This window comes from Micromonospora sp. BL4 (genome assembly GCF_003667505.1).
GTDB lineage: Bacteria > Actinomycetota > Actinomycetes > Mycobacteriales > Micromonosporaceae > Micromonospora.
Genome location: NZ_RCVJ01000142.1, coordinates 19,318 through 44,089 on the forward strand (window position 1 = coordinate 19,318; position 24,772 = coordinate 44,089).

At 71.8% G+C, this 24,772-nt stretch carries 26 protein-coding genes, 1 tRNA gene, 1 pseudogene and 1 riboswitch; of the genes and pseudogenes, 13 read left to right on the top strand and 15 right to left on the bottom strand.

All coding sequences use genetic code 11. From position 1 onward, the window contains the following. Window positions 1-28 precede the first annotated feature (28 nt). Window positions 29-1,102 (top strand): questin oxidase family protein, encoded by a 1,074-nt coding sequence (locus EAD89_RS17820; protein WP_121676530.1) that lies wholly within the window; start codon window positions 29-31, stop codon window positions 1,100-1,102. A gap of 55 nt (window positions 1,103-1,157) precedes the next feature. Continuing rightward, window positions 1,158-1,589, top strand: a complete 432-nt coding sequence (locus tag EAD89_RS17825) for an ASCH domain-containing protein (protein WP_121655627.1) — start codon at window positions 1,158-1,160, stop codon at window positions 1,587-1,589. A gap of 106 nt (window positions 1,590-1,695) precedes the next feature. Here EAD89_RS17825 and EAD89_RS17830 read toward each other — a convergent pair whose 3' ends face one another. Beyond that, window positions 1,696-2,574 (bottom strand): LLM class flavin-dependent oxidoreductase, encoded by an 879-nt coding sequence (locus EAD89_RS17830; RefSeq protein WP_121676531.1) that lies wholly within the window; start codon window positions 2,572-2,574, stop codon window positions 1,696-1,698. Window positions 2,575-2,629: 55 nt separating this feature from the next. Here EAD89_RS17830 and EAD89_RS17835 point away from each other — a divergent pair, with 55 nt between their 5' ends. The 5 genes from EAD89_RS17835 to EAD89_RS17855 all read left to right on the top strand — a co-directional run bounded on the left by EAD89_RS17835 (window position 2,630) and on the right by EAD89_RS17855 (window position 5,200). Then, a complete protein-coding gene (locus tag EAD89_RS17835; protein WP_121676532.1) occupies window positions 2,630-2,824 on the top strand; it encodes a hypothetical protein in 195 nt (64 codons plus the stop codon). A 34-nt stretch (window positions 2,825-2,858) separates the two neighbouring features. Further along, the gene (locus EAD89_RS17840) at window positions 2,859-3,278 is read left to right on the top strand and encodes a hypothetical protein (protein ID WP_147458826.1); all 420 of its coding nucleotides are present in this window, start codon (window positions 2,859-2,861) and stop codon (window positions 3,276-3,278) included. Between the two features lie 9 nt (window positions 3,279-3,287). Next, window positions 3,288-3,704 (top strand): contact-dependent growth inhibition system immunity protein, encoded by a 417-nt coding sequence (locus EAD89_RS17845; RefSeq protein ID WP_121676534.1) that lies wholly within the window; start codon window positions 3,288-3,290, stop codon window positions 3,702-3,704. A gap of 102 nt (window positions 3,705-3,806) precedes the next feature. Then, window positions 3,807-4,511, top strand: coding sequence for a dihydrofolate reductase family protein (locus EAD89_RS17850; protein ID WP_121676535.1), 705 nt, complete (start codon window positions 3,807-3,809; stop codon window positions 4,509-4,511). A gap of 44 nt (window positions 4,512-4,555) precedes the next feature. Then, window positions 4,556-5,200, top strand: a complete 645-nt coding sequence (locus EAD89_RS17855; protein WP_121655632.1) for a dihydrofolate reductase family protein — start codon at window positions 4,556-4,558, stop codon at window positions 5,198-5,200. Between the two features lie 134 nt (window positions 5,201-5,334). Here the strand turns inward: EAD89_RS17855 and EAD89_RS17860 are convergent, their stop codons facing one another. The 5 genes from EAD89_RS17860 to EAD89_RS17880 all read right to left on the bottom strand — a co-directional run bounded on the left by EAD89_RS17860 (window position 5,335) and on the right by EAD89_RS17880 (window position 7,706). Then, a complete protein-coding gene (locus tag EAD89_RS17860) occupies window positions 5,335-5,679 on the bottom strand; it encodes a glyoxalase/bleomycin resistance/extradiol dioxygenase family protein (RefSeq protein WP_233578782.1) in 345 nt (114 codons plus the stop codon). Between the two features lie 108 nt (window positions 5,680-5,787). Next, on the bottom strand, window positions 5,788-6,345 hold the full coding sequence (locus tag EAD89_RS17865; protein WP_233578785.1) for a DUF3592 domain-containing protein: 558 nt from the start codon (window positions 6,343-6,345) through the stop codon (window positions 5,788-5,790). A 65-nt stretch (window positions 6,346-6,410) separates the two neighbouring features. Continuing rightward, window positions 6,411-6,800, bottom strand: a complete 390-nt coding sequence (locus EAD89_RS17870; protein WP_121676537.1) for a hypothetical protein — start codon at window positions 6,798-6,800, stop codon at window positions 6,411-6,413. Window positions 6,801-6,929: 129 nt separating this feature from the next. Next, a tRNA-Gly gene (locus tag EAD89_RS17875) sits at window positions 6,930-7,003 on the bottom strand. A gap of 145 nt (window positions 7,004-7,148) precedes the next feature. Further along, window positions 7,149-7,706, bottom strand: coding sequence for a pyridoxamine 5'-phosphate oxidase family protein (locus tag EAD89_RS17880; RefSeq protein WP_121655636.1), 558 nt, complete (start codon window positions 7,704-7,706; stop codon window positions 7,149-7,151). A 99-nt stretch (window positions 7,707-7,805) separates the two neighbouring features. Here EAD89_RS17880 and dcd point away from each other — a divergent pair, with 99 nt between their 5' ends. After that, window positions 7,806-8,384, top strand: coding sequence for a dCTP deaminase (dcd, locus tag EAD89_RS17885; protein WP_121676538.1), 579 nt, complete (start codon window positions 7,806-7,808; stop codon window positions 8,382-8,384). A 59-nt stretch (window positions 8,385-8,443) separates the two neighbouring features. On the opposite strand, the gene EAD89_RS17890 is transcribed toward dcd, so the two are convergent. Continuing rightward, a complete protein-coding gene (locus EAD89_RS17890) occupies window positions 8,444-9,421 on the bottom strand; it encodes an NlpC/P60 family protein (RefSeq protein WP_233578786.1) in 978 nt (325 codons plus the stop codon). 75 nt (window positions 9,422-9,496) lie between these two features. After that, window positions 9,497-9,633, bottom strand: a riboswitch (cyclic di-AMP (ydaO/yuaA leader). 231 nt (window positions 9,634-9,864) lie between these two features. Here EAD89_RS17890 and EAD89_RS17895 point away from each other — a divergent pair. Next, window positions 9,865-11,847, top strand: a complete 1,983-nt coding sequence (locus tag EAD89_RS17895) for an N-acetylmuramoyl-L-alanine amidase (RefSeq protein ID WP_121676540.1) — start codon at window positions 9,865-9,867, stop codon at window positions 11,845-11,847. Window positions 11,848-11,911: 64 nt separating this feature from the next. Here the strand turns inward: EAD89_RS17895 and EAD89_RS17900 are convergent, their stop codons facing one another. The 5 genes from EAD89_RS17900 to EAD89_RS17920 form a co-directional block, all read right to left on the bottom strand. Further along, a complete protein-coding gene (locus EAD89_RS17900; protein ID WP_121676541.1) occupies window positions 11,912-12,910 on the bottom strand; it encodes an NlpC/P60 family protein in 999 nt (332 codons plus the stop codon). Window positions 12,911-13,092: 182 nt separating this feature from the next. Continuing rightward, the gene (locus tag EAD89_RS17905) at window positions 13,093-14,094 is read right to left on the bottom strand and encodes a hemolysin family protein (protein WP_121655640.1); all 1,002 of its coding nucleotides are present in this window, start codon (window positions 14,092-14,094) and stop codon (window positions 13,093-13,095) included. After that, complete coding sequence (locus tag EAD89_RS17910; RefSeq protein ID WP_121676547.1) at window positions 14,087-15,400, bottom strand: hemolysin family protein; 1,314 nt, start codon at window positions 15,398-15,400, stop codon at window positions 14,087-14,089. Before EAD89_RS17910 ends, EAD89_RS17905 begins: the two co-directional genes overlap by 8 nt. A gap of 206 nt (window positions 15,401-15,606) precedes the next feature. Beyond that, window positions 15,607-17,805, bottom strand: coding sequence for a (Fe-S)-binding protein (locus EAD89_RS17915; RefSeq protein ID WP_121676548.1), 2,199 nt, complete (start codon window positions 17,803-17,805; stop codon window positions 15,607-15,609). A 292-nt stretch (window positions 17,806-18,097) separates the two neighbouring features. Further along, window positions 18,098-18,361: a cell division protein CrgA gene (locus tag EAD89_RS17920; protein ID WP_121655641.1), complete on the bottom strand. Its 264-nt coding sequence runs from the start codon at window positions 18,359-18,361 to the stop codon at window positions 18,098-18,100. Between the two features lie 222 nt (window positions 18,362-18,583). Between EAD89_RS17920 and EAD89_RS17925 the strand changes: the two genes are divergently transcribed. The 4 genes from EAD89_RS17925 to EAD89_RS17940 are packed head-to-tail and all read left to right on the top strand — an operon-like array spanning window position 18,584 to window position 21,810. Next, window positions 18,584-19,387, top strand: coding sequence for a DUF881 domain-containing protein (locus EAD89_RS17925; protein WP_121655642.1), 804 nt, complete (start codon window positions 18,584-18,586; stop codon window positions 19,385-19,387). Beyond that, window positions 19,384-20,868: a class E sortase gene (locus tag EAD89_RS17930; protein ID WP_121676542.1), complete on the top strand. Its 1,485-nt coding sequence runs from the start codon at window positions 19,384-19,386 to the stop codon at window positions 20,866-20,868. Before EAD89_RS17925 ends, EAD89_RS17930 begins: the two co-directional genes overlap by 4 nt. Window positions 20,869-20,872: 4 nt before the next feature. Then, complete coding sequence (locus EAD89_RS17935) at window positions 20,873-21,157, top strand: hypothetical protein (protein WP_121655644.1); 285 nt, start codon at window positions 20,873-20,875, stop codon at window positions 21,155-21,157. 2 nt (window positions 21,158-21,159) lie between these two features. Continuing rightward, a complete protein-coding gene (locus EAD89_RS17940) occupies window positions 21,160-21,810 on the top strand; it encodes an aminodeoxychorismate/anthranilate synthase component II (protein ID WP_121676543.1) in 651 nt (216 codons plus the stop codon). Between the two features lie 37 nt (window positions 21,811-21,847). Here the strand turns inward: EAD89_RS17940 and EAD89_RS17945 are convergent, their stop codons facing one another. From EAD89_RS17945 to EAD89_RS17955, 3 genes and pseudogenes are all read right to left on the bottom strand, one after another. Next, a complete protein-coding gene (locus tag EAD89_RS17945; RefSeq protein ID WP_199733548.1) occupies window positions 21,848-22,555 on the bottom strand; it encodes a vancomycin high temperature exclusion protein in 708 nt (235 codons plus the stop codon). 31 nt (window positions 22,556-22,586) lie between these two features. Beyond that, complete coding sequence (gene pknB / locus EAD89_RS17950) at window positions 22,587-24,410, bottom strand: Stk1 family PASTA domain-containing Ser/Thr kinase (protein WP_121676545.1); 1,824 nt, start codon at window positions 24,408-24,410, stop codon at window positions 22,587-22,589. Further along, window positions 24,407-24,772: pseudogene (locus EAD89_RS17955) on the bottom strand (serine/threonine protein kinase); the annotation flags it as partial. The gene pknB and the pseudogene EAD89_RS17955, both read right to left, overlap by 4 nt.

The following is a 24,772-nucleotide window of genomic DNA, read 5'->3' on the forward strand; positions in this document are numbered from 1 at the left end:
ACCTCGGTTCATCTTCGACGATCGACGTATGAGCGACGGGATCCTCGACGAGGCGTACGAACGGCTGCACCGCACCGGCCCCGAATACGACGGCTGGCTGACCAACCACGGGCCGATGGCCGTCGAGGCGCTGGCCCGGCACGGCCACCAGCAGCGGGTGCACCGCTGGCTCGACGACTACCTCGGTCGCCTCGACGACCTGCCCCGTGGGCTGCGCCCGATCGACGACTGGCGGACGGCGCTGGGCGATCCGAAGCGGGCCGGTGACTGGTTGGCGTACTTCGACCGGGAGCTGCGCGAACGCCCGTGGCGGGAGGTCCTCGGCACCTGGTGGCCCCGGCTGTTGCCCGGCATCGCCGCCGGCGCCACCCACGGCGTGATCCGGGTCGGGCACGCCGTGCGCGCACTGGACCCGGGCGGCGCGAACCCACAACGGGTCGCCGAGCTGGGCCAGGCCCTCGGCTACTGGGCGGCCCGCTGGCAGCCGGTCCCCGGGGCCGACCGACTGCTCGACCCGGCCGCCCCGGTCGGCCCCACCGCCGCCGAGGCGGGAGGGCCGGGCACCGACGGGATGGACGTGGACGCCGCCCTGGCCGGGCTGCCCCGGATCGACGACCAGTCCGGGGGCATCCTGGCCCGGCTGGGTCGGCTGCCGGGCGTACCGCGATGGGAGCCGGCACTCGCGGCGCTGCGCCCCGCGCGGACCCCGGCCGAGGCGGAGCGGGGTCTGACCGCGCTGGTGCACCGGGCCGGCCTCGACTACCTGCGCTTCGGGCACGCGGCGCCGGTCATGCTGGTGCACGCGGTCACCGCGCCGACCGCGGTGCTGCGTACCCTGCCGGCACTCGATCGGGCGCTCTGGGCGCCGAGCCTCGCCGCGGCCTGGGCCGCGACGGCGGCCGTGACCTCGGTGTACGCCCCGACCGCCGGGACGGCGCCGCCGACCGTGCCGGCCGCGACCCCGGCGGAGGTCTTCGCCCGGGCGGCCCGCCACGGTGACGAGCACGTGGTCAAGCTGGCCGACGCGGTGCTCGACGCGCACGCGGCCACCGGCGACGAGCGGCTGCTCGCCGCCGCCGGCTACGCCGGTCAGCTGATCTGACCGGGCCGGGATATTGCGGCGGCGGTACGGGTCGCGCTGGCCTAGCCTCGGCAGGATGTGGCCTCGGATCGGTGAACTGCGCACCCTCGCCCTCGGTACCCCCGGCGAGCTGCGGGCGACCCTGAACACCCTGGTGCTGGCCGGCGTGAAGACCGCCACGGCCGGCCGGCTCGCCGAGTACGCGGAGGAGGGCGAAGAGCTGGAACGGGTCGGCGAGCGGCTGGCGCTCGTCGACGACGACGACGCGCTGGCCGGCGTCGTGGAGATCACCGGCGTCGAGGTGGTCCGTTTCGCCGACGTGCCGTGGGACTTCGCCCGCGCCGAGGGTGAGGGCGACCGCTCGATCGAGGAATGGCGGGCCGGACACTCGGCCTACTGGGCCCGGCTCGGCACCCCGGTGGACGACGACACCCCGATCGTCTGCCTCCGCCTACGGCTCGTCTCCGGCGGCGAGGGCGGCGTGGCCAGCGGCGACCTCGGCACCTGACCCGATCGTCCCTGGCGGCGCGGTCTCAGCCGCTGGCGCTGTGGCCCCGTCGCTGGCGCTGTGGCCCCGTCGCTGGCGCTGTGGCCCCGCCGCTGGCGCTCGCGGCTCAGCCGCGCAGCTCCGGCAGCAGTCGGGTCGCCACGTCCGCCAGGACGGCCTCGTCGCCGGCGTACCAACTGCTGGCGCGCGGCCAGTGCGTCACCACGTCGGTGAAACCGAGGTCGGCGGCCCGGCCGACCTGATCGGCGAAGAACTGCGCGCTGCTGAGCGAGAAGACCGGCGCCGCGTCCAGCGAGAGATAGCGGTCCAGGGTGGCCGGATCGCGGCCGGCCTCCTCCAGCGTCCGGTCCATCCGCGCGGACAGCGCCGACACGGTGTCCCACCAGCCCTGCACGTCGTCGGCCTCGGTGCCGGTGGTCACCCAACCCTGGCCGAACCGGGCCACCAGCCGCATCGACCGCGGCCCGTTGGCGGCGACCACGAACGGCACCCGGGGCTGCTGCACGCAGCCCGGATTGTTGCGGGCGTCCACCGCGGCGAACCAGTCACCGCGCCAGGTGGTGCCGTCCTCCCGCAGGATCAGGTCCAGCAGTTCGGTGAACTCGGCGAACCGGTCGACCCGCTGACGCGGCGGCAGCGTCTCGCCGCCGAGCACCGCCGAGTCGAAGCCGATACCACCGGCTCCCAGGCCGAGCAGCAGCCGGCCGTCGGAGACGTCGTCCACGGTGGTGATCTGCCGGGCGAACGCGGCCGGGTGCCGGAAGTTCGGCGACGCCACGAGGGTGCCCAGCCGGATCCGGGAGGTGACCGTGGCGGCGGCGGTCAGCGTGGTCATCGAGTCGAACCACGGGCCGTCCACCAGGTCCCGCCAACCGAGGTGGTCGTACGTCCAGGCGTGGTCGAAGCCCCACTCGTCGGCCTGCCGCCAGCGACGCTGCGACTCACCCCAGCGCTGGTCCGGGAGGATCACGATGCCAATCCGCATGATCGCCAGCCTAGCCGGGGCACCACGGACACCCGGCTTTCGCTACCGTTCTCCAATGGACCTACGGTCGAGTCGGGCCGACACGGTACGAGCATTCGGCACCCTGTCGCTGGGGGCCGGCTTCCTGACCTCGCTGCTCACCATGCCGTCCAGCTCCGACGGGCTCAAGCCGCAGATCCTTGCCGCCTTCCTCATCCTGACCGGAATCGGTCTGCGGATCGAGGCGGCGATCACCGACCGTAAGTCGTAGTTCCGGCGTTGCTGGCGGCCCGTACCCTCCGTTCATGGTCATCGAACGAGCCGTCGCCCGCGCACCGTTGGGTCGCCGGCCGCGCATGCTCTTCGCGGTGGCGATAGTGCTCGCGGTGCTCGTTTCGTCCCTGGTCATTCGCGAGCTGGTCGAGGCCCGGTTCGGCCGTGGGCCGCTGGCCGACGTCGGCGCGATCGCGGTGCCCGTCGTGGTGACCGCCTGGCTGGCCCCGCGCGCCTCCTACCGCCGCCGCGACGCCCTGCTGTGGCTGGTCGGCCCGGGCATCTACATCTTCGCGGTGATCGCCTGGCGGCTGGCCCTGGCGCCGTACCGCGACTGGAAGCCCCGCCCCGAGGAGGCGTCCCGCATGAGCTGGCTGCGCGGCCCCGAGCACGCTGGGATGTGGTACCTGCCCACGGACGACCGGCAACCGGACCGCGGCCCCGCGCACTAGCCTGGCCCGGTGCCGACGATCGAGCAGCTCGAGCGGGAGGTGTGGCCGGATCCGGGCCCGGATGCCACCTTCCTCGTCACTCGTTGCACCGAACTCCGTCGTAAGCCGCTGGCCGACTTCACGGCCGAGGACCTCCGCATCATGCTCGGGCAGGCGATCGGCGTGCCGGCTCTGCTGCCTCTCGCGGTGGGCGTGCTGCGCGACAATCCCCTGGTCGAGGGCGACCACCACCCGGGTGACCTGCTCCTGCAGGTGCTGCGGCTGCCCCACTCGGCGTGGTCGGGCCTGGCGGCGGAACGGGAGCACCTCAAGGGTGCGCTGGCCCACCTCCTCGCCGGTCCCGCCCTCTCCGACCCCAATCTCCCGCCTCGTGAGGTGAAGCGGTTTCGCGAGGCCATCGAGCAGTTTCTCGCTCAACCGGCGTGACCTAGGCCACACGACAGCCCGGTAGGGAGCGAGCGGTCGGCTCCGACCCATCGGTGAGCGGCACCCGAGCCGGGGGTCGCCCGAGGAGAGGAACGACGCGAGATGACGAAGGTGACCGCACAGCTGTCGGTGTCGGCGGACGGGTTCTACGCCGGCCCGCGATTCGCCGGTGAGGGCGACTGGATGGATTCGGCCGAGAGCGCCGGCTTCTTCCGGGTCACCCGCTGGGCGACCGAGGCGATGGCGTGGCGCGAGCGACAGGGCTTCGCCGGCGGTGAGCAGGACACCAACTCCGAGGTGATCGCCGAGTCCTTCGGCTCGGCCGGCGCGTACGTGATGGGGCGGCGGATGGCCGACGGAGGTGAGGTCCCCTGGGGCGAGGTGCCGCCGTTCCGCGCGCCGGTCTTCGTCGTCACGCACCGCCCCCGCGAGCGACTGCTCCGCGGCGGTGGCACCAGCTTCACCTACGTCACCGACGGCGTGGCGAGTGCCGTCGAGCAGGCGCGCGCCGCGGCCGGCGGCAAGGACGTCGCGGTGGCCGGCGGCGGCAGCCTCGTGCGGCAGGTCCTCAAGGCCGGTCTGCTCGACGAGTTGGAGCTGCACGTCGTACCGGTCGTGCTCGGCACCGGCCTCCGCCTGTTCGACGCGGACCTCGACCTTGGCGAGAAGGAGGCGATCGAGCTGACGCCCACCCGCGTCCTCCACACGCCACAGGTCACCCACATCCGGTACGCGGTGGGCGGTCGCGCCCCGCTCGTGCTCGACGACCGGGGCCGCGGCGGCGGCCCGACGGTGACCACGAACTGAACCGCGCCGACCGGATACGGACCATCGACCCGAGAGGGGATCCCATGCCGCAACTGTTGCGGGTGCAGTGCTTCAACGTTTCGCGCGACGGGTTCGGCACCGGAGAGGGACAGAGCCTGGAACGGCCCTTCGGCCACGCGGACCCCACTCCGCTGTTCTCCTGGCGGGCCGCCACCGCCAGCTTCGTCTATCGCACCGAGCCCGGCGGCACGCGCGGTCTGGACGACTACCTGACCCGCGACGCCGAGTGCAACATCGGCGCGGAGATCATGGGTCGCAACAAGTTCGGCCCCCAGCGTGGCCCCTGGGAGAACCATGACTGGCTGGGCTGGTGGGGGGACAACCCGCCGTTCCACACGCCGGTCTTCGTGCTCACCCACCACGAACGCCCGTCGTTCACCCTGGCCGACACCACGTTCCACTTCCTCGATGCCAGCCCGGCCGAGGCACTGGCCCAGGCGAAGCAGGCAGCCAACGGTCGGGACGTACGCCTCGGTGGTGGTGTCGCCACCATCCGCGAGTTCCTCGATGCCGATCTGGTCGACACCATGCACATCGCCGTCGCGCCCGTCGACCTCGACCGCGGTGAGCGGTTGTGGGCCAGCCCCCGCGATCTTCTCGACCGCTTCCACCTGGAGTCGGTGCCCAGCCCCAGCGGAGTCACCCATCTCCTGTTCTGGCGACGATGACCGCCGACACGATCACTGCAGGCTGACCCGGGCCGACCGCTCACCCGGCCGGCAGCCAGACCGCCCACAGATCTTGGACAGTTTCCGTTCTGGCGTAACGGAAACTGTCCAAGATCTCTGCACGTTTGACGGCACTAGGACAGGCGCGACAGCACCAGCATGCGGTTGCCGTCGGGGTCCATGACCCGGGCGGACCGCTCACCCCACGGCTGGTCGACCGGCTCTTCGGTGACCGTCGCACCTCCCGAGCGCAGCGCGTTCACGGCGGCGTCGCAGTCTTCGGCGTATACGCACAGCTCCCAACGATGCGAGTGGGCCGGTTCGCCGGCCTTCGGGTCGGCGGCCAGGCCCAGCTCGCTGTTGCCCAGGCGGAGGGCGACGAACTCCGGCTCGCCGTCGTCCGGGAACCGGTAGATCTGCTCGAAGCCGACGACATCCCGGTAGAACGCGATCAGTCTCGGCAGGTCGGGCGTAGTCACGATCGGAAACGCTTCGGTGAACACGGGACCACCTCCAGGCCGGACACTAGCCGGCAAATGACTCATCGGCATCGACCTCGGCCGAGTGCGGAGGTGCCCTGCGTCGGCTCAGCTTCGACCGACCCGCTTGTGCTTCGAACGGCTCGTGAACGCGCCGCCGTCCCTGCTCGGAGCGCCGGACCGCCGTCGCCGCGCGCGGGCAGGAAACCACTTCCGGAACGGAATGCGGGAGAGCGTGAGAAGGATCCCCGCGACCAGGACCACGAACCCGGCCGCGCCCACGACGCCCTGGATGCGGCCCCGATGTCCGCTCAGCTCGTCGAAGTCGGTGACGAAGTCACTCGGATCGGCGCGGTTCACCCAGATCGACACCTCGTCGCCGACCGGCAGGCACACCTCGACGCAGCCGATCTCCTGCTCGTACGTCCTGCCGGCCACGTCGTACCGGAGATGCATGGTGGTGGAGGTGCCACCGCGCTTCGCCACCCGGTCGTAGATGATCCCCCGCGCCGGTACACCGGTGGCCCGCAACTCGGTCTCCCAGTCCTCAAGCGCGGACTGGGTGCGCATCGGCAACCAGAACAACGCACCACCGATCACCATCAGCAGCACGCAGCCGACGGTCACCCAGACCGGGCGCCTCAGCATCATGATCAGGCGACGCACCGGCTCATCGTGCCGACGCGACGCAACCCCGGCCGAGCCCGCCGGACTCGAACCCCGCCCCGAATTCAGGGAATCTGCGACAGCGCCAGGCTGCAGGCGACGAGGAGCGCCGCCGCCGCGATCGGCCACGGCCACCAGCGGCCGGTGCGGGAAATTCGGACCAACGTGAGCACGAGGCAGACCGCGCCCGGCAGGCCTGCCGCAGCGGCCACGATCCAGAAGGTCCGCTGCTCCGGACGCCAGCAGGCACCCCACCCGTCGACGGCAGGATCGCACGGGTCGGGACCCGGACCGCTGAGCGCCGGTGACCACCAGATCAGGTTGAATGCCATCCCCAGCAGGAGCGGAAAACCGACGATCGCGAGGGGGATCGCCGCCCCGAGGCGCAGCGCGCGGGTGCGGGCACGGATCGTTACCGGCTCAGTGCCCTCCGGCCGGTCGTCCACCGTGGTCATCTCGACATCATGGTCGCCCGCGGGCCGCTCGTCGTCACCCGACCGGAGGATGGTCGATCGACAGTCACCGACCTTTGGAAGCTCGAAGGCCCCGGCTCGGATTCCGCATCCTGACCAGGGCCTTCGCGTTGGAGCGGGTGACGGGAATCGAACCCGCACTGTCAGCTTGGGAAGCTGATGTTCTGCCATTGAACTACACCCGCAAGCGGCACCACTGTACCTGAGTCACCCAGCCGGTGCACCCAGGTACCCCGTGGTCCGCAGCTTGCCCGCGTACCACCGGTGCCGGCCCCGTCACGACGGAGCCGGCACCGGCGTCTTTCCCCAGGACCGGATCGTGGGCCGCGGTCAGGCGGCCGAGCGCTGGACGTCACGGCTGCGGCGGGCCGGGCGGGTCTGCGGCACGGAAGACGGCCCGGCCGCGGCGGGCGGAGCGTGCGGGTCGAGCCAGACCTGGACGGCCGGACGGCCGGGCGCGCCACCCGGGATGCCCATGCCGTGCTGCTCGCGGCGAGCCAGCATCGCCACGTCGACGGTGAACTCGAACAGCCGCCAGTCGACCTGCGGGGCCGCCCGTGCGCTCTGCGCCAGCCGGGCCACCCGGGCCGGATCGGTGACCGGCCAGGCGCGCCCCGCCACGTACGCCTCGTCGTCGCTCTCCTCCGGCGGGAACGAGTGCAGCGCGTAGCGGCCGTCCCGTTCGAGGTCGCGACGCTTCGGCGAGTCGAGGATGAAGCAGAAGAGACCCTCGTCGGTGATGACCGGGGAGACCGGATGGACCCGCGGCCCGCCGTCGGCGCGGACCGTGGCCAGGTAGCCGAAGCCCGGCCCGTACTGCTGGAGGAGAACGCGGATCCCGTCGGCGAGTCGGGGCTCGTCGGCGGCGAATTCGGACCAGGAAGCCATGCCGGCATTCTATCGAACAAATGTACGACCAGCGACCTCGACGCGCTGGTCACCGGCACCGAATCTGGCTGTTGCCGGCAACGCCGCTATGGTGGTCCGATGCTGCTCTCCGACCGCGACCTGGTCTCCGAGATCAAGGCCGGCACGCTGGGCCTGGAACCGTTCGAGCCCACCCTGGTCCAACCGTCCAGCATCGACGTACGACTCGACCGGCTGTTCCGGGTCTTCAACAACCATCTCTACACCCACATCGACCCGGCCATGCAGCAGGACGACCTCACCTCGGTCGTCGAGGTGCCCGACGGCGAGCCGTTCGTGCTGCACCCGGGGGAGTTCGTGCTCGCCTCGACGCTGGAGGTGATCTCGCTCGGCGACCAGCTCGCCGGCCGCCTCGAAGGCAAGTCGAGCCTGGGCCGGCTGGGTCTGCTCACGCACTCCACCGCCGGCTTCATCGACCCGGGCTTCTCCGGGCACGTGACGCTGGAGCTGTCGAACGTGGCGAACCTGCCGATCACCCTCTGGCCGGGCATGAAGATCGGGCAGCTCTGCATCTTCCAGCTCTCCTCGCCGGCCGAGCACCCGTACGGCTCGGTGGTCTACGGCTCGCGCTACCAGGGCCAGCGCGGCCCGACCCCGAGCCGCGCCTGGCAGCACTGGCGCACCTGGCCAACCCGCTGAGGCCGTAACGACGAGGGCCCGCCGCGACAGATCGCGACGGGCCCATCGGTCACCAGGGATCAGCCCGGGCGGCCGTAGCTGTGGATCGGGCCGTCGTCGACCTTCTTCATCTTGACCGGTTGGCCGGCCTGCGAGGCGTGCACGACCCAGCCACCGCCGACGTACATGCCGACGTGGTGGATGTCGCTGTAGTAGAAGACCAGGTCACCGGCGCGCAGGTCGGCCCTGCTGACGTCCTTGGTGACCCGGCTCTGCTGTGCGGCGTTGTGCGGCAGGGACACCCCGGCCTTGGCCCAGGCGGCCAGCATCAGGCCGGAACAGTCGTACGAGTTCGGGCCCTCGGCGCCCCAGACGTAGGGCTTGCCGATCTGCGCGCAGGCGAACTTGACCGCCACACCGGCACCGCCGCCGGGGTAGCTCGCCGGGCAGGGCGCTGGACGCAGCGGGCCGCCGCCACCGTTGCCGTAGACCTTGAGGCGCAGCTTCTGCAGCCGGTCGATCTCGTCGTTGATCTGCTTCTTCTTGGCCGCCAGCTGGGCCTCGGTGCGGGTCAGCTGGGCCACCATCTCGTCCAGTGGCGCCTTCTGCCGGGCCAACTCGTCGCGCAGGTCGGCCACCTGCCGTACGTCCTGCTGCTGGTCGTGCGCGAACCGGTCGAGCATCTCCAGCTGCCCGACCACCTCGCTGGGCGAGCTGCTGCCCAGCACGGCGTTGACGGTGGAGACGTTCTCACCCTTGTACGCGCGGACGGCCAGGGAGCTGACCTTGTCCATCGCGGCGTCGACCTGGCGCTCCAGCGGGGCGATCCGGGCGGCCAGCGCGTTGGCCTGCCTGCGCTTCGCGGCCAGGTCGGTACGGGTGGCGTTGTGCCGTTCGATGATCGGTTCGAGCTTGTTCCAGTCGGCGTCGATCTGGCGCTCGATCTCGGCGACGGACGGGTCGGCGTGGGCCGCCGTGGCGCTGCCGGTCAGGACGACGGCGACGCCGACCAGGGCGGCGAGGGCGGTGGTGAAGCGGGACCAGCGTGGGCGCGGCACGATCGACGTCGGGCCGGCTGACGCCGGCCGCTCGGACGACGGCCGCGGGGCTTGGTGAGCCACCGGGTTCCGTACTCCTTCTTCCTGACCGCCTACCGGGTTAGCTGACGGGTTCGGGCGGGAAGGTGGGCGCCCTACCGCAGTGACTGCGGATTCACCCCAGGAAACCTGGGTCCCCGGTTCGCTGAGAAGCGACTCGGCGGTGTCGGTCCGTTACCGCCCGGGTGGGCGGAGCTGCTGTCGGCCCGACGAATGACCAGAGTAGAGACGGCCGTTACCGATCCGCAACCGGTGGGGCCGTGACACTCCGTACCGATTGCGGGGGACGACGACCGGAGACGAAAGTTTTCTTCTACATACCTCGGTGGATGGAAAGGTATTGACGCGGGCTCCGGGCGGGGCGAAGGTGGCCTCATCTTCACCCGCCAGATCTAGGGGGTTCGATGTACCGTCCAACCCTGTCCACCGGCCGGCGCGCGCTGCTCGCCGCCGCCGTGGTCGCGGCCGCGACCGCGGTACCGCTACCCGCCAGTCCCGCCGTGGCCGCGCCCGCGGCCGACCGTCAGCAGCAGTACGTCGCCGCGGCCACCGAGTACGGCGTGCCGGTCGACGTGCTGCTCGGCGTCTCCTATCTGGAGTCACGCTGGGACACCAACGCCGGCACGCCGAGCACCAGCGGCGGCTACGGCCCGATGCACCTGACCGACGCCCGGCACGTGGCCGCCCTGCCGGGGCGCGGCCACCACGATGCCGGCACCGAGGACCCGCGCGGCGACGACTCGCGGCCGGCACGGGTGGTGGCGCCCCGCCCGGCCGAGGATCCCGCGCCGCCCGCCGCCGCGTTGCAGACCGTGGACGCCGCCGCCGCACTGACCGGTGCCGCGCCCGAGTCGCTGCGTACCGACGCGAGCGTCAACATCCGTGGCGGCGCCGCGCTGCTGGCCGCCTACCAGCGAGAGCTCGCCGCGCCGGTGGGCGCCGACACCGACCCGGCGGCCTGGTACGGCGCGGTGGCCCGCTACGCGGGCGCGGACAGCGCGGACGCCGCGGCGGCCTTCGCCGACGAGGTGTTCACCACCATCGGCGCCGGCGAGTCCCGGGTGACCGACGACGGCCAGCGGATCACGCTGCCGGCCCGGGCGATCCAACCTCAGCGTTCGTGGCTGGACCGGCTGGGACTGCGCCGGCTCGCCCGTCCGGACGGGCTGGAGTGCCCCCGCACCATCTCCTGCGAGTGGATACCGGCGCCGTACGAGGCGTTCGGCGCCGGGGACTACGGCAACCACGACCTCTCCGACCGGCCCGGCCGGCAGAAGATCGAGTACATCGTCATCCACGACACCGAGGCGAGTTGGGCGACCACGCTGCAACTCGTCCAGGACCCGACCTACGTGAGCTGGCACTACTCTCTGCGCTCGGTGGACGGGCACATCGCCCAGCACGTGAAGACCAAGGACGTCGGCTGGCACGCCGGCAACTGGTACGTCAACGCCAAGTCGATCGGGCTGGAACACGAGGGCTTCGCCGCGCAGGGCACCTGGTACACCGAGGCGATGTACCGGACCTCCGCAAAACTGGTCCGGCACCTCGCCCTGCGGCTGGGTATCCCGCTGGACCGTCAGCACATCATCGGTCACGACAACGTGCCCGGCACCGTCGCCTCGACCGTGCGCGGAATGCACTGGGACCCGGGCCCCTACTGGGACTGGACGCACTACTTCACGCTGCTGCACGCGCCACGGCTGGACACCGGCATCCCGGCCACCGGCCTGGTCCGGATCGACCCCGACTACGCCACCAACCAGCCGGCGTTCACCGGCTGCGTCACGGCCGGAGTGCCGTGCGCGCCGCGCGGCTCATCGGCGGTGGTGCTGCGCAGCGCGCCGTCCGCGGACGCGCCGCTGGTCAACGACATCGCACTGCGCCCCGACGGCACCCCGAACACGATGGCCGTGTCGGACCACGGCGCCCGGGCGTCCGCCGGCCAGACGTACGCCCTCGCCGGCCGTCAGGGTGACTGGACGGCGATCTGGTACCTCGGACAGAAGGCGTGGTTCCACAACCCGGCGTCGGCGCCGACCGCCACCTGGACCGTCGGCGTGGTGGCCACCCCGAAGCCCGGACGGGCCACCATCCCCGTGTACGGGCGGGCGTACCCCGAGGAGGCCGCGTACCCGGCCGGGGTGCCCTACCAACCGATCTCGCCGCTCCAGTACACACTGGCGGCCGGCCAGCGGTACGCCGTCGGCGCGGTGCTGCCGGGCGAGTACTACCGGGCCACCACGTTCGACGGCTCGTCGCCGGGCGACTGGACGGTCATCCGCGGCCAGAACCGGTACGCCCAGATCCAGTTCGGCCACCGGATCATGTACGTCGACCTCGCCGACGTGCAGCTCCTGCCGTCTCCGGTGGGCGCACCGCGCTGAAACCGCTGAAACGGCACGAGGGCCCCCGGTCGTTCGACCGGGGGCCCTCGTCGTGCCTGCTGGATCAGCCGGGTCTGCGGAACCCGGCGACCGGCATGTTGTTGATGCTGGCCACCTGCACCGGTTTGCCGGCGCGTGGCGCGTGCACCATCTTGTCGTTGCCCAGATACAGGCCGACATGGTGCAGGTCGCTGAAGAAGAAGACCAGGTCACCGGGTCGGGCGTCGGCCCGCGAGATGGCCTTGCCCTCGTGCCACTGGTCACCCGTGTGGTGGGTCAGGTAGATCCCGGCCGCCTTGTACGCGTACTGGGTCAGGCCCGAGCAGTCGAACGAGTTCGGGCCGGTGGCGCCCCATACGTACGGGTCGCCGACCTGCTGGCAGGCGGTCTTGATCGCCTTCTGGGCGGCCGCGTTGGCCACCCCGTTGATGGTCGGGCAGCCCTCGGTCTTGATCGTCGTCTTCGGCAGGGACGCCTCGAGCCGCTTGATCTCGCCGTCGATCTGCTTCTTCTTCGCCGCCAGCTCGTTCTGCTGCTTGGTCTGGGTGGCGATCAGCGTGTCCAGCTTCTGCTTCTGGCCGTCGTACTTGGCCCGTACGGCCAGCACGCCCTCGACCTCCTTGCGCTCCCGCGCGGCGAGCCGGTCGAGGACGGTGAGCTGCTCGGTGAGCGTGTCCGGCTTGGCGCTGACCAGCAGAGCGCCGATGTCGTGCGAGGGGCCCGACATGTAGTAGCGGGAGGCGAGGTCACTGACCCGGGTCAGCGCCAGCTCGCTCTGCAGCGCCAGCGGCTCGATCTTCTTCTGCAGCTCGGACGACTTCTTCCGGTTGGTCTTCAGCTGCGACCGCACCTTGTTGTACTGCTCGATGGTGGGCTCCAACTGCTCCCACTGCTTGTCGATCTGCGCCTCGATCTCGTCGACCGTGGGCGCGGCCTGCACGGGCGCGGAGAGCACGCCGGCGCCGACCGCGGCGGCGGCGACCAGGACGAGTAGACGGTGGGCGACCCGGCGCAGACCGCCCGGCCGAGCGGGCAGCCCCGGGGCGTGACGATGAGGGGGCATGGTTGCCACCGGCACCGACTCCTTTGCAACCGACCGCCGGGCGCCTCGCGTGAGGGAAGGGCCGAGGCAGACGACCCACAGCGGTCGGTGCCCCACATTAGGGAAGCGCAGCACCGGAATCAAGGCGAGAGGCGTCACCGTCACTGTCACGCAACCGCTTGCACACCAAGGGTATTGGTCCATCAGCCAACGATTGCGGTCAATACGTCGTCGAGCGTGACCACGCCCAGCGGGCGACGGCCGTCGCTGACCAGCACCATGTGCCTCCGCTCGCGGCGCATGGCCAGCAGCAGGTCGGCCAGCGTACGTTCCGGCGGCACCACCGCCAGTGGCCGGTAGATCTCCGCCGGCACCGGTGCCCGGCGCGCCTGTCCGGCGTACCCGAGCACGTCCTTGACGTGCACGAAACCGAGCACCCGCCGGGTGGACCGCTGCACCACCGGGAACCGGGACCGGCCGGTCCGGGTCGCCAGCACCTCCAGCGACGCGGGCGAGACGTCCTCGGCCACCGTCACCACCGTCGACCACGGCTGCCACGCGTCCGCCGCCGTCCGGGTGTGCAGGGCCAGGGCGCCGGTGATCCGGGCGTGCTGCTCCGCGTCGAGCAACCCCTCGGTGCGCGCCTGCGAGACCAACCCGGCCAGCTCCTCGGCGGTGAACACCGTCTTCACCGCCTCGGACGCCTCGATCCGCCAGAACGCGAGGACCCGCCGGGCCGCCCACTTCATCGCCAGCAGCAGCGGCTTGGTGGCCACGCAGAACGCCAGCATGGCCGGCCCGAGCCAGAGCGCGGAGAGTTCCGGACCGGCCAGCGTGATGTTCTTCGGCACCATCTCGCCGACCACCGTGTGCAGGAAGACCACCACGCCCAACGCCAGCACGAACGCCACCGGGTGCACCGCCCGCTCGGGCAGACCGGCCGCGTGGAACGGCGACTCCAGCAGGTGGGCCAGCGCGGGCTCGGCGATCGCGCCGAGACCCAGGGAGCAGACCGTGATGCCGAGCTGCGCCCCCGCGATCATCAGGGGAATCTGGTTCATCGCCGACAGCGCCCACCGGGCCCGCTTCGAGCCGGCGGCCAGCGGCTCGATCACCGTCCGCCGGGACGCGATGAGCGCGAACTCGCTGCCCACGAAGAACCCGTTGCCGAGCAGCAGCAGGACGGTCACCAGCAGCTCAGGCATCGTCGTCCGGCTCCGCCGGGCGCAGCACCCGGACCTGCTCGATCCGGTGCCGCTCCACCTCGACCACGGTGAACTCCCAGCCACCCGCCTCGACCGTCTCGCCGGCCAGCGGGATGTGCCCGAGCCGGGCCATCAGATACCCGGCGAGCGTCTCGTACGGCCCCTCGGGCAGCCGGAAGCCGGTCTGCTCGGCCAGCTCGTCGGAGCGCAGCACCCCGTCGACCAGCACCGTGCGCTCCCCGCCCGGCACGGTCAGCTCGACCGGACCGGCGTCGTCCACACTGGCCGGATCGAACTCGTCGGCGATCTCCCCGACCAGCTCCTCGACGAGGTCCTCGATGGTGACCACGCCGTCCGTGCCGCCGTACTCATCGACCACGATCGCGAGGTCGGCGCCGGCGGCCTTCAGCGCGGCCAGTACGCCGTCCAGGTCCAGGCTCTCCGGCACGTACACCGGCTCGCGGGCCACCGAGCCGACCATGGTCGACGAGCGGGCGGCCAGCGGCACGCCGAGCGCGTCCGGCACCCCCGCCACCCCGGTGACCAGGTCCACGGTCTCCTCGTACACCGGGAACCGGGTCCGCCCGGTCTCCCGGGACAGCTCGAGCAACTCGGCCACCGTGGCCGTGGCCCGCAGCGCGACCACGTCCACGCGCGGGGTCATCGCCTCGGCCGCCCGCTTGTCACCGAAGCGGATGGTGCGGCGCAGCAGCATCGCGGTGTCCGAGGGCAGTGCGCCCGCCCGGGCGGAGATGGCCGCCAGCAGTCCCAGTTCCTCCGGCGAGCGGGCGCTCCGGAGCTCCTCCTGCGGCTCCACCCCGAGCGCCCGGACGAGCCGGTTCGCCGAGCCGTTCAGACCCCGGATCACCCAGCCGAAGGTGCGGGAGAAGGTGTGCATGGGGCCGGCGGTGGCCAGCGCTGCCGGCATCGGCCGGGCCAGCGCCGCGTTCTTGGGCACCAGCTCGCCGAAGAGCATGGAGATCAGGGTGGCCAGGGCCAGGGCCAGGAACGGGGTGAACCGCTCCGCGCCGTCCCCCGCCACCGGACGCAGCAGCGGTGTGAAGATCCGGGCCAGGGCCGGCTCGGCCAGGTAGCCCGTCAGCAGCGCGGTGATGGTGATACCGAGCTGCGCCCCGGAGAGCTGGAAGGACAGCTCGCGCAGCGCGGTGCGTACCGTCAGGGCGGCCTGGTCCCCGGCGGCGGCCCGGCGGTCGATCTCCGCCCGATCGACCGTGACCAGGGCGAACTCGGCCGCGACGAAGAACGCGTTGCCGGCGGTCAGCGCAGCGAAGCCGACCAGGGGCAGCAGCGTGGCCAGGAGAATCCCGTCGATGTTCGCCTCACCTCGGCGCGATTGTGCCACGGCGGATGCCCGGCCACCGGCCTGCCGGTAGCGGAGGCGTTCCACGGTGGTCGACGCTGACCGCGGTGCCGCCAAGGGGCCCTGCCACGACGACGGCGGTGGCACCCCGTGGGTGCCACCGCCGTCCGGTGTTTCTGCGGTACGCGGGCTCAGCCGGCGACCGGCGCGGCCGCCTTGTCACCCTGCGGCTGCTCCGGCTTGACCGAGCGGAGCAGCACGCTGGCCACGTCGATCACCTCGACCTGCTCGCCCGCGCCCTTGCCGTTCACCCCGTCGCTGAGCATCGTCGAGCAGAACGGGCAGCCGACGGCGACCGTCTTCGCCCCGGTGGCCATGGCCTCCTCGACCCGGTCCACGTTGATCCGCTTGCCGATCTTCTCCTCCATCCACATCCGGGCGCCGCCGGCGCCGCAGCAGAAGGAGCGCTCGCTGTTGCGCGGCATCTCGGTGATCTCGCCCTCGATGGCGTCCCCGAGCACCTCGCGGGGAGCGGCGAAGACCCGGTTGTGCCGGCCCAGGTAGCAGGGGTCGTGGTAGGTGACCCCACCGTCGACGGGCTGCACCGGGGTGAGCTTGCCGGTGGACACGAGGTGGGCCAGCAGCTGGGTGTGGTGGACCACCTCGAACTCGCCGCCGAGCTGGCCGTACTCGTTGCCCAGGGTGTTGAAGCAGTGCGGGCAGGTAGCGACGATCTTGCGCTTGGCCTTCTCCCGACCCTCGAACGCCTCGTTGAGCGTCTCCACGTTCTGCTGGGCGAGCATCTGGAAGACGAACTCGTTGCCGATCCGCCGCGCCGGGTCACCGGAGCAGGTCTCGCCCTCACCCAGGATGGCGAACTTGACGCCCGCCTCGTTGAGCAGCGTGGCCACCGCGCGGGTGGTCTTCTTGGCCCGGTCCTCGAACGCGCCGGCGCAGCCGACCCAGAACAGGTACTCGAAGTCGTCCACCTCGCCGACCCGGGGCACCTCGAAGTCGAGGCCCTTGGTCCAGTCCTCGCGGGTGTTCTGCGGTGCGCCCCACGGGTTGCCCTTGTTCTCCAGGTTGCGCAGCATCACGCCGGCCTCGGAGGGGAAGCTCGACTCGATCAGCACCTGGTAGCGGCGCATGTCGACGATGTGGTCCACGTGCTCGATGTCCACCGGGCACTGCTCGACACACGCGCCGCAGGTGGTGCAGGACCAGAGCACGTCCGGGTCGATGACACCGCCTTCCTCGGCGGTGCCGATCAGCGGGCGGTCGGCCTCGGCCAGCGCCAGCACGTCGACGTGCGCGAGCTGCGCCGCCGTGGCCTTCTCCTCACCGGTCAGGTCCTTGCCGCCGCCGGCGAGCAGGTAGGGCGCCTTGGCGTACGCGTGGTCGCGCAGGCTCAGCACGAGGAGCTTGGGCGAGAGCGGCTTGCCGGTGTTCCAGGCCGGGCACTGCGACTGGCAGCGACCGCACTCGGTGCAGGTGCTGAAGTCCAGCAGACCCTTCCAGCTGAACTGCTCGACCTGGGCGACGCCGAACTGGTCCTTCTCCGGGTCGGCCTCCTCGAAGTCGAGCGGCTTGCCCTGGCTCGTCATCGGGCGCAGCGCGCCGAGGCCCGAGCCGGCCGGCTTGGCGGGCTCCCGCTTGAAGAAGATGTTGGGGAAGGCCAGGAAGCGGTGCCAGGCGACGCCCATGGTGACGTTCAGCGAGATGACGATCAGCCACGTCATCGAGATGACAATCTTGATGAGGGCGGCGACGCTCGCCCCGTCGTGCCAGTCGGGCAGGACCGCGCCGACCGCGTGGCTGACCGGGGTGGCCCAGAGCGGGTACTCGAAGTGGTCGGTGGCGACCTTGAAGCCCCGGATCACGAATCCGAAGATCAGGACCAGCAGCACGACCCACTCGACGAAGTAGCCCTGCCACATGGTCGAGCCGGTGAACCGGGACCGGCCGCCCGGGCGGTTCGGCCGGTTGCGCAGCCGGATCGCCATCAGCACCAGGATGCCGACCAGGCCCAGGACGCCGATGATCTCGGTGGCCAGCCCGAAGACCACCCAGTGCCCGATGATCGGCAGACCACCGGTCGGCGTGACCACCTCGAAGTACGCCTCGAGCACCAGCAGCGACAGCACGATGAAGCCGACCATCACGAACCAGTGGGCGGCGCCCACCACGCCCCACTTGAGCATCCGGGTGTGGCCGGCGGTCTCCACCAGCATGGTCTTCGTACGGCTGACCTTGTCGGTGAACCGCTCCGGCGCGGGCTGCCCGAGCCGGATGACTGCCACCATCTTGAGGACCGCGCGTGCCGCAAGCCACACCGCCACGGCGGTGATGGCGGCCGCGAGGATCGTGGTGACGATCTGGACGCTGCCCATCGAGTTGGCCTCCCCGGTCTGCTGCCTGTCGAGCGGCTCGGCGACCGGGGGCCGGGTCAGGACGGAGCCAGCGTCGCGCCGCTGCCGCACCTGCGACCGGACCGGTCGATGACCTCGCTCCGCTCGGTCATGCAGTGCAGCCTACGCGCAAGGTTACCCAGCAGTAACGTGAGTCATCTCGCAGCGGGCCACGCCGCCCTGCGGACACCATAGGGTGCCCCGCCCGGTCCTGCCGGGCAGGGGCTCCGTGGGGTGACGTGCATCCTCCGGCGCGGCGCCGTGCCGGGCCGGCTCAGCGCCAGCGGGAGAGCAGCCCGAGCGAGGCGACCATCGCGCCGAAGCCCACCGCGAGGTTCCAGTAACCCCACGCCATGACCGGGTACTCCTGCTCGGAGAGGTAGTAGACGACCAGCCACCCGATGCCGGCGACGATCAATGCCACCGCGGTGATCGGCAACCACACCGGGCTAGGCTTGCGCGACGATGCCGCCGTCGTCGGACGGACGTCCGTCGGCGGGGTGTACACCTTCTTCTTGCGGACCTGTGACTTGGGCACGACGCTCTCCAGAGGGGGTGACGACCTCGTCCGGCCTGACAACCGGGCGCGGGGGCGACGGTCCATGGCCAATAATGTTCGAAAGCTAGCGTAGTCCGGAACGCCCGCCCGGACCACGAATGGGGTCAGGCCGGTGCGCGGAGTGACCGAAAAAGGCGGGACTGTTCGTATCACCGGCCCAGCCGGGGCGGACCAATCCCCGAAACGCGGAAGGAACGCTCGGTGGAGTACACATCCGGCGCCGCCTCCTGGCAGAAGGTCCTTCGACGGGCCGGTGCCGGGCTGCTGCCCCGGCGACCGCGTCAACGCCGGCCAGGCTGGTCGATCGGAGTGCCCCTGATCGCCGCCGCGGCGGGGCTGCTCTTCACCACCACAGCGACCACCGCCGGCGGCACCTCGCTGCGCGAGGACCGCCGTCCCCAGCTCAACCAGCTCATCGAGGACCGCCGCGAGCAGGTGGCGGCGAGCGAGCGCCGGGCCGCCACGCTGCGCGGCGAGGTCGAGGAGCGGACCGACGCGCTGGCCCACTCGGACAGCCCGATCAAGGCCCAGCAGGACCGCGCCCAGGGCAGCCTCCAGGCCGCCGGGTTCACCGCGCTGAGCGGCACCGGGGTGACGGTGGAGCTGAACGACGCGCCTCGACGCAGCGACCAGACGCCCACGGACGCCAGCAACGACGACCTGGTGGTGCACCAGGGAGACGTACAGGCGGTGGTCAACGCGCTCTGGGCCGGCGGGGCGGAGGCCATGTCAATCATGAACGTCCGCGTGCTGGCAACCAGCGCGGTACGCTGCGTCGGTAACACCCTGCTGCTCCACGGGCGGGTGTACTCCCCACCGTTCAAGATCGTAGCAATCGGCGATCCCGCTGCCCTCCAGCAGGCCCTCGCCAGCTCTGAGGGAGTCCGGTTGTTCAAGGACGCAGTCGACGACTACCAGCTCGGATACAAGGAGTCCGTGTCCGCGGTGACAGTCCCGGCATTCGAGGACTCGACCGCCCTGCGCTCGGCGACGGTGCCCCGGTGAGCGGCCCGGACGACCGGCGCGACGGGCGACACCGGGACCAGGCCGACGAGCCGACGGCGTTTCTGCCCAAGGTCGACCGGCCCGAGCCCAGAGGTGACCGGCCGGGGCCGGCCGGCAACTGGCCCGACCCCGTGCTGCCCGCTCGACCCGACCCGCAGCGGACCCCGGGCGCCGGAGCGCCTCCGCCCTGGCCCGGCGCCGCGCCAGCCGGGTTGGGCCCGCACGGCGGCCCCGGCCGACCGGCCGCACCCGACCAGGGACCGGCCCGGTCGACCGCCCCCGGCAACGCCTCCGTCCGGCCGCCGACTCCGCCCAACGCCGCAGCCACCCGCCCACCGGCCAGCGGCGGCACGCCGGGTCTGCCCGGTGCCACCCCGGGTGCGCCCGGTGGAACCCCGACCCGGCCGGTCACCCCCGGCCCTTCGACCCGCCCGACGGCGCCGGGCGCCCCGAGCGTCGGCGTCGACGCGCCCACCGCCTTCATCCCCAAGGTCGGCGCCCGGCCCGCACGGGCCACCGGCTCCCCGGCCGCTCCGGCCGGTCCCGACCGTCCCGCCGACCCGGGCGCGACCGCACTGATCCCGACCGTGCCCACCAGGCCATCGTCCCGGCCACCGGCCGTCGACGCCACAGCCCTGATGGGGGCCGTCCCCCGCACGGCGGCCACCGACGAACCGGCCGGCGCCGAGAGCGGCCCCTCCGAGCCGCCGCGGCCCCGACGCGGCGAGCGGGTGGTCCAGCTCCGGCCGCACCAGACCGGCGAGGGCTACAAGAGCGTCTACTCGGAGCTCACCCGCCCCTCGCTCGCCTCCCGGCTGCGCACCGGCGTCCGGGTCACCGGCGAGGTCCTGATCACCTTCGGGCTGGTGGTGCTGCTCTTCGCCGGCTACGAGGTCTGGGGCAAGTCGGCCATCGTCGACGCCCACCAGAACGACCTCAGCCAGCAGCTCGCCCAGGCCTGGGGCCCGACCGACGACCCCACGGTCGCCCCGTCGGCCACCCCGAGCGTCAAACCGTCGCCGCCGGTGCGCGGCAAGCCGATCGCGGGCCTCTACATCCCCAAGCTCGACAAGAACTGGGTCGTGGTCGAGGGCGTCACCCAGGCCGACATCCGGTACGCCCCGGGCCACTACCCGACCAGCGCGCTGCCCGGACAGGTCGGCAACTTCTCCGTCGCCGGCCACCGCAACCGGGCCACGTTCTGGCGGCTGGACGAGCTGGACGACGGCGACGCGATCGTGGTCGAGAGCAAGACCGACTGGTACGTCTACCGGGTGTCGCGGTCCCGAATCGTCAAGCCTACGCAGGTCGAGGTGGTGGCGCCGGTCCCCGGCGAGCCGGACAAGAAGCCGACCAAGCGGATGCTCACCCTGACCACCTGCAACCCGAAGTTCGACAACTATCAGCGCCTGATCATCCACGCCGAGCTGGACCGGACCCAACCCAAGTCGGCGGGCCGCCCGGCGGAGCTGGGAGGCTGACCCGATGTACGCGTTCATCTGGCGCAAACTGCCGTTCGGCCTGGTCGGCAAGCTGACCGGTTCGGTGCTGCTCGCCGCCGCCGCGGTGGCCCTGCTCTGGTACGTGGCCTTCCCGTGGGCCGAGCCGCTGCTGCCCTTCGACGACGTGCAGGTCACCCAGGACTCCGGCGTCCCCGGAGATCCGGGCAACGGGGACGCGGTGACCGGGGAGACCCCGGCCGGCGACGAACACGAGCTGCCCTACGACACCGACCGGAACAACTCCGCGCCGCCCTCCCCGGACAGGTGACCATGCGCGTCCTGGTGATCGACAACTACGACTCGTTCGTCTTCAACCTGGTGCAGTATCTGGGCCAACTCGGGGTGGACTGCGAGGTCCGCCGCAACGACGAGATCGACGTCGCCGACGTGGGCAAGGTGGGCGCGGCCGGCATCCTGCTCTCGCCGGGGCCGGGCAGTCCCGACCGCGCCGGCATCTGCCTGGACGTCATCCGGGCGTACGCGGGCGAGCTGCCCATCTTCGGCGTCTGCCTCGGCCACCAGGCGATCGGCGAGGCGTTCGGGGCCACCGTCGCCCGCGCGCCCGAACTGCTGCACGGCAAGACCTCCGAGGTGCGGCACCACTCGGTCGGCGTGCTCACCGGTCTACCCGACCCGTTCACCGCCACCCGCTACCACTCACTGGCCGTACTGCCCGAGACGCTCCCCGACGAGCTGGAGGTCACCGGCTGGACCGGCTCCGGCGTGGTGATGGCGATGCGACACCGCACGCTGCCGATCGAGGGCGTGCAGTTCCACCCGGAGTCGGTGCTCACCGAGGGCGGCCACCTGATGCTCGCCAACTGGCTGGCGGCCTGCGGCCACACGGAGGCGCTGGAGCGGGCCCCGGAGCTGGCCGCCGAGGTCGACGCCCGTCGCCGCGCCGCCTTCGCCACCGCCTGACCCCGGTCAGCGAGAGCCGGCCTCCACTGGCACCGGGTCAGCCGCGCAGCGCGTCCCGCACCGCCGGATTCTCGGACGAGCGGACCGCGGGCGGACGACCCAGGACCGCGTCCCAGGCCGCCTTCCCGCTGGCGAAGTAGTCCCGGACCGACTTCTCGACCAGCAACGCAGGGCCACAACCAGTGCAGCGGGCGGTGACTCCGTCGACATCCAGGCCGAGATGTCGGCACAGCGTCACGGCGCGGGACACGTGGTAGGACTGGGTCACGATCAGGGCCCGTTCGATCCCGTACACCTCGCGCGCCCGCGCACAACTGTCGTAGGTGTCCAGGCCGTGCGGGTCGGCCACCACGCGACGCGGATCGACACCGAGGTCGGTCAGGTACGACGTCATCACCGCCGGCTCGTCACCCGACGTGCCACCGCCGTCACCCGACACCAGGACCACCCGGGCCCGCCCGCTGTTCACCAACTCGGCGGCGGTCTCCAGGCGGCCGGCCAGCCGCTCCCCGGGTCGACGTCGATCAGCAGCCACGGCGGTGCCGAGGACGATCACGACGTCGACGGCCGGCGCGTCGGCCTCGGCGTGGACGTGGCCGCGAGCGGAGATCGTCGTCCACAGCCACGGAAGGCTGGCGACAAGCAGCGCGACGGCCAGGCCCAGAGCGGCTGCCCGGGTCCGGCGCCGCCGCCACCACCTCGCCCGGCTCGGCGGGTCGGTCACCGAGGGTCCGGCGGTTGTCACGCCGACGGTCCCCGGAACCGAGCCATCGGGCCTAGTCCTCGTTGGGCCGGGTCGGCGGGAGTGGGAACGGCAGCCCGCCGCCGCCTCCGGTGCCGGGGGTTGTCGGCGTGGCGGTCGGCGTCGCCGTGGGTGTCGCCGTCGCGGTCGGCGTCGGGTCCACCTCCTCGGGCTGACTCACCTTGATGGTCACCCTGGTGCCGCTCGGCTTCTTGTCCTTGGCATTCGGGCTCTGGTCGGTGACTCTTCCGGCCTCGTCAGCCGGCACCTCCGGCCCCTCCTGCACGTTCACCGTGAAGCCGGCGTTCCGCAGGGTCCGGCTGGCCTCGTCCTCGCTCAGCCCGACAACGTCCGGCACCTCACGCACGTTGCCCTTGGACACGGTCAGAGTCACCTTCGTGCCCTCAGGGACGCGCTCTCCCTCCGGCGGGCTGACGCTGAGGACGATGTCCTCGCTCTCCTCGTTGTCAATGGCCTTGATGATGTAGCCGAGCTTCGCGTCTTCCAGCCGGGCGATGGCGCTCTCCTGCTTGCTGCCCTTGAGCCCAGCCGGGACGGGCACCTCGGGCTTGCCGCCACAGAGCTGAATGGTGACCTGACGCGTCTGCTCCAGCTGGGTCCCCGGCTGCGGGTTCTGCTGGACCACCGTGTCCTTCTGGCAGTTGCTCTCGAGCACCGGCTCGCCCACCACCGGCTGGAAGCCGGCGTTGGTGATCTCGGCGAACGCGGCGTCCCGGGTCTTGCCGGTCAGGGTGGGGACCGACTTCAAGTCCTTGTCCGGCTGCTGATTCCAGAGCAGGGCCGCGACCAGGGCGATCACCGCCAGCACGCCGACCGCGCTGAAGGTCGCGATGAGCCAGGAGGACGCCTTGCGCTGGCGCGGGTCGCCGACCCGGGCCGGGATCTGGCGGGTCTGCGGCCCACCGGCGGCGGGCGGATAGCCGCCCCCGCCGCCGGCCGGTGCCATCGCCACCGTCTCCGCCTCGCGCATCACCGGGGTGGCCAGCACGGGACGGCCAGCGGCGGCGCGGAGCAGGTCGGCACGCATCTCGCCGGCGCTCTGGTAGCGGTTGAGCGGGTTCTTGGACAGCGCCTTGAGCACGATCGCGTCGACCGCGGGGTTGACGTCCGGGTTGATGTCGCTCGGCGTCGGCGGCGTCTCCCGCACGTGCTGGTACGCGACGCTGACCGGGCTGTCGCCGACGAACGGCGGGTGCCCGCAGACCAGTTCGAAGAGCACGCAGCCGGCCGCGTACACGTCGGAGCGGGCGTCCACGGCCTCACCGCGCGCCTGCTCCGGGGAGAGGTACTGGGCCGTGCCGATCACCGCGCTGGTCTGCGTCATGGTGGTCGCGCCGCTGGCCAGCGCCCGGGCGATGCCGAAGTCCATCACCTTGACCTGGCCGGTCTGGGTGAGCATGACGTTGCCCGGCTTGATGTCCCGGTGGATGATGCCGTGCCGGTGGCTGAACTCCAGCGCCGCGCACATGTCGGCGCAGATCTCCAGGGCCCGGCGGGGCTGCAACCGGCCCTCGGCCCCGAGCACCTCCTTCAGGGTTCGCCCGTTGACGAACTCCATGACGATGAACGGCAGCGTCTCACCGGTCGGCGCGGTCTCCTCGCCGGTGTCGTAGACCGCCACGATCGCCGGGTGGTTGAGCGAGGCGGCGTTCTGCGCCTCCCGACGGAACCGCATCTGGAACGTGGCGTCCCGGGCGAGATCGGTGCGGAGCATCTTGATCGCGACGTCACGACCGAGCCGGAGGTCGCGACCGCGGTGCACCTCGGCCATGCCGCCGTAGCCGAGCAGCTCGCCGACCTGGTACCTGCCACCGAGCAGGCGGGCCTGCGCTGTCATCGCGTCTGTCGTCCTTCACTCGTCGTCGTCCCGCCGTCGTCCGGCTGGAGCCGTATCCCAAGACGGTACGACGTCCGGGTCGCATCGTCGCGTCCGTCGAGCCGCAGCACGTCGGACGTCACGGTGTGTGGAGCCAGCGCACCGGGTTCACCGGCTTGCGACTGCTTCCGCAGGTTGTAGGAAATCACGCCGGAGCAGAGCAGGACCAGCACGGCCAGCAAGATGGCGAGGAGCACCATTCCGGGCCGGGACCGGCGGGGATCGGGTGACGGCAGAGCCGGGCCGGCCTGCCGGGCGTACGCCGGCTGATGCTCCTGACGGACGGGTGCCGCCGGCACCGCGGCGGCGCCCCGGGGGTAACC